Genomic DNA, 4,117 nt, shown 5'->3' on the forward strand with positions numbered 1-4,117 from the left:
GGGAACAGACTCCCGCCGCCCCGGCGCCGCGCATGCAGCTCGCCGCGGCCTCGCCCGCCCTGCTGGGCGGCCCGCCGGCCGCCCCCGTCGCCTCCACGCCGCGCGGCGCGGGCGGCGCGACCCGCCTCTATTCGGTCCACCGCAGCTACGGCCTGGAGCCGGACTCGATCCCGCAACAGCCCGGCGGCGACCGCTACGTCCTGATCGGCCCGCCCGACAGCGGCGTTCAAGCCCCGTCCAATCCTCAAGACGACGATCCGGACACAGGTCCGGGCGCCTTCTGAAGAAGACCGTTCCCATGACCCGCACAAAACTCCACGACCTGATCGAGATGGCCCAGGAGCCATCCAGCGAGCGGCGGCGCGAGTTGCTGCGCGGGGTGACCGACCTGTTCTTCACGAGCGAAGATCTGAAGGGCGGTCCGGAAATGGAACTCTTCGACGACGTCATGACCCAGCTTGCCGGCGAGATGGAAGAGGCTGTGCGCGTCGAGCTAGCTCAGCGGATGTCGCAGGCCGACGTCGCGCCACAGGGCCTGATCCGCGACCTGGCCCGAGACGCCTCCATCGACGTCGCGCGGCCGGTCCTGGCGGGATCGAACGCGCTTAGCGAAGACGACCTGCTGTCCGTCGCCCGCACCCGCGGCCAAGATCACCTGCGCGCCATCTCCCAGCGCCCGCTGGTGTCGGAGGCGCTATCGGAGGCCATCGTCGAGCGCGGCGACGACGAAACCGTCGGCGTGCTGCTGGCCAACGAAGGCGCGCTGATGTCGCGCCAGGTCCACGAGATCGTCGTCGACCGCGCCGTCGAGAACCCGGCCCTCCACGCCGCCGTGGTCACGCGCAAGAGCCTGCCGGTCGACCTGCTGAACGAGATGTACTTTGTGGTCGAGGCCAAGCTGCGCAGCGAGATCCTCGCGCGCAACGCCGAGGTCGACCCCTCCGATCTGGATGCGGCGCTCGCCGTCGGCCGCAAGCAGTTGGCCGAGCGCGACGGCGCTCTGCCGCAAGACTATTCCGAAGCCGAGAAGCAGGTCCGCATTCTACGCCTGCGCGGCGGCATCACGCCCCAGGTGCTGGCCGGCTTCCTGCGTCAGCGCGAGACCAGCAAGTTCCTGGTCGCCCTGTCGGAACTGGCGGAGATCGACTTCCACACCGCCCGACGGATTTTGGAACGCCGGGAGCTGGACGCGCTCTCCATCGTCTGCAAGGCGGCGGGTTTCGACCGCGCGCTGTACCTCACCTTCGCCGTCTTGATCCTCGACCGCGACTCCAACGCCATGGGCCGGGCCCGCGAATACGGTGAGCTCTACGAGAACCTGCCCCGCGAAGCCGCCCAGCGGACCATCCGCTTCTGGCGCCTACGCCGCCAGACCCGAGACGTCGCCGCCTAGCGCGTCGCGTTCGCGGGTCCGCTGGCCAGACGCGCCAGGCCGTCGGCGGCGACGATGCTGAGCGAGCGCAGGCCCATCTCGCCGAACACGTCGAGCGCACCGTTGAGGGCCACGGCGGCGGCGGCGCGCTCGCCACGGTCGACGCCCGTGATGTCCAGGCGCGCTTCGTAGATGCGAGCGAGGTTGACCTGGATCAGAGCCCAGGCCGCCGGGTCGCGCTTGGCGGCGATGTTGCTCAGCTCGATCTTGAAGGCGGCCTCCGCGGCGTCCAGCACCGTCAGGTCGCCAGTCAGCTCAGCGGAACGGGCCAGGCACAAGGCGCGGTTGGAGGCGCCGAAGGCGCGCAGCGACAGGCCCGGCGCTTTCTTCAACACGTGGGCGGCGCGGTCGTAGCAGGTGACGGCCTGTTCGTAGGCCCGCTCCGAGGCGCCGGCCTCGCCAAGCGCCTGCAGGCCCTGGGCGAGCGCGGTCTGCACGCGCGCCCAGTCGAGCGGGCTATGGTCGCGGGCAAGCTCGTTGAGAACGTCGGCCAGGGCGCCCACGGCCTCGGCCAGGGTCTCGACCTGCCCGGTGATTTCACCCAGCAGGGCCAGCGCCTGGCCGCGCAGGGCCGCGGCGCGGACCCAGCTCAGAGGCTCATAGGCGGGATCGAGACCATCGGCGGCCTTGGCGGCGATGTCGCGGGCGGCGGTCTGCAGGTCCTCGTCACGCAGACGCGCGCCCCAACCCATCAGCATGTCGGCCTGGACCAGGCGCGCTTCCACCGCCAGCAGGCGGGCGGCGCGGCAACGGCGGGTCAGGGTCTCCAGTCCCGCGATGGGGACGGTGAAACGGGCGGCGGCGATGCGGGCGGCCTGGGCGTCGCCCGTGGCCAGGCGTTCGCGCGCCTCGATGGCGGCGATGCCGATGTCGGCCAGCGGCAGGGCGAGGCCGCCACGCGCGGCGGCGCGGGCTTCGCGGAAGGCGACGTCGGCGGCGGCGTTCAGGCCCTCGTCGCCGAACAGCTCGGCGCCCAGCATGGCGCAGAAGGCCTGTTCGCAGCGGGCCCGGGCCCAGCCGTCGGGGCGGCGGTCGCGACCGAAAGCGTCCGCGGCGGCCTCGGCGGTGGCGGCGGCCTTGCGCAGGGCCGCGGCGTCGCCCGAGCGGCGGGCGACCTCGCGCCAGACGATGGCGCTTTCCAGGCGGCGCTGGGCCTTGTCCTTGGCGCCGACGCGGCCGGCGGCGATGTCGGCGGCCTTGCCCTCATGGGTGATCAGCCGGAGGTCCAGGAGTTCGAGCAACGAGGAGTCGCCGCCGGTCAGACCGTCATGCGGAGACCGAAGACCCTCCTGGCCAAACAGACGCTTCAGCTCTCGACCGAACTCGAACATGGCCAGGCTCCACTAACCCTGAGACGTCTCAACACGGGACGCCTGCAGCGGGTTCAGACCTGACGGAGCAAAGCCGGAGCCGAGTTCGTAAACAAGAGGTTAATGTGCTTGATATGGTTAACGAAATCTAAATTTGTTGTGTAGTCGCGTTAACCAGATCTGGCCCAAAACTTGCGGGGCGCCCGATCTAGGCCCGCTCCCGCGCGCGCTCGAAGGCGACCTTGGGGAAGCGTTCGGCGACGTAGCCGATTTCCCAGGAGGACTTGGCGAGGAACACGGGCTGGCCGTCGATGTCGGTCGCCATGGCCATCTTGTGCTTGCCGGCGAAGTCTTCCACCTCGGCCTTTTCGCCCACGATCCAGCGGGCTTCGGCGTAGGGGGCGGGCTCGAACAGGACCTCGAGCTGGTACTCGTTGGCGAGACGGTCGGCCATGACCTCAAGCTGGAGCTGGCCCACCGCGCCGACGATGAAGTCCGCGCCGATATTTGGCCTGAAGAGCTGGGTCACCCCCTCCTCGGCCAGGCCCTGCAAGGCCTTGGTGAGATGCTTGGCCTTCAGCGGATCCTTGACCCGCACCCGTTGAAGGATTTCCGGCGCGAAGTTGGGCAGGCCGGCGAACCGCAGGGTCCCGGTCTCCGACAGGCTGTCGCCCACCCGCAGAACGCCGTGGTTGGGGATGCCGATGACGTCTCCGGCGAAGGCCTCCTCGGCCAGTTCGCGGTCGGAGGCGAAGAACATGATCGGGGCGTTGACCGACAGCTGGCGGCCGGTGTTCTGCACCTTGAGCTTCATGCCACGCTGGAACCGGCCCGAGCACAGCCGCAGGAAGGCGATCCGGTCGCGGTGGTTGGGGTCCATGTTCGCCTGCACCTTGAACACGAAGCCGGTGACTTCCGGGTCACCCGGAACCACATGGGTCGGTTCCGACGCCTTGACCGCCGAGACCGCCTTGGGCGGCGGGGCGTAGGCGCCCAGGCCCTCTAGCAGCTGGTCGATGCCAAAGTGGCGCAGGGCCGAGCCGAAGAACACCGGCGTCATGTGGCCTTCAAGGAAAGCCTGCGGGTCGAAGGGCTTCGAGGCCTCCCCCACCAGCATGGCGGTCTCTTCCAGTTCGGCGCGCTCCTCGGGATCGAGATAGCTGGACACCGCATTGCCAGCGAACCCGATGGCGGCGGGGTGGCCCTCATCCTTGTTGTCGGCGGTCTTCTTGGCGAAGGGCAGGAACTGCTGGTTGCGCAGGTCCAGCATCCCCTTGAACCGCCCGCCCGAACCGGCCGGCCAGTAGAGCGGCGCGGGGTCGAGGGCGAGCTTCGAGGCGATCTCGTCCAGCAGCTCGATGGGGTCCTGGGCCTC

Annotated in this window: 3 protein-coding genes and 1 pseudogene; 2 read left to right on the top strand and 2 right to left on the bottom strand. The window is 69.7% G+C overall.

The genetic code is table 11. From position 1 onward, the window contains the following. Positions 1 to 284: pseudogene (locus tag RMO04_RS02240) on the top strand (hypothetical protein); the annotation flags it as partial. Between the two features lie 14 nt (positions 285 to 298). Further along, positions 299 to 1,393: a DUF2336 domain-containing protein gene (locus RMO04_RS02245; protein ID WP_309643168.1), complete on the top strand. Its 1,095-nt coding sequence runs from the start codon at positions 299 to 301 to the stop codon at positions 1,391 to 1,393. On the opposite strand, the gene RMO04_RS02250 is transcribed toward RMO04_RS02245, so the two are convergent. Both RMO04_RS02250 and RMO04_RS02255 read right to left on the bottom strand, forming a co-directional pair. Beyond that, positions 1,390 to 2,763, bottom strand: a complete 1,374-nt coding sequence (locus tag RMO04_RS02250; protein ID WP_309643169.1) for a hypothetical protein — start codon at positions 2,761 to 2,763, stop codon at positions 1,390 to 1,392. The genes RMO04_RS02245 and RMO04_RS02250 overlap by 4 nt on opposite strands. A 187-nt stretch (positions 2,764 to 2,950) precedes the next feature. Then, positions 2,951 to 4,117 (bottom strand): EF-Tu/IF-2/RF-3 family GTPase (locus RMO04_RS02255; RefSeq protein ID WP_309643170.1); only part of this gene is annotated, 1,167 nt, incomplete at its 5' end.

The organism is Phenylobacterium sp. (assembly GCF_031412415.1).
GTDB lineage: Bacteria > Pseudomonadota > Alphaproteobacteria > Caulobacterales > Caulobacteraceae > Phenylobacterium.

What these genes read in the sequence shown, in the direction of transcription:
- RMO04_RS02245 (WP_309643168.1), top strand. Translation starts at nt 299, where the DNA reads ATGACCCGCACAAAACTCCACGACCTGATCGAGATGGCCCAGGAGCCA.
- RMO04_RS02250 (WP_309643169.1), bottom strand. Translation starts at nt 2,763, where the DNA reads ATGTTCGAGTTCGGTCGAGAGCTGAAGCGTCTGTTTGGCCAGGAGGGT.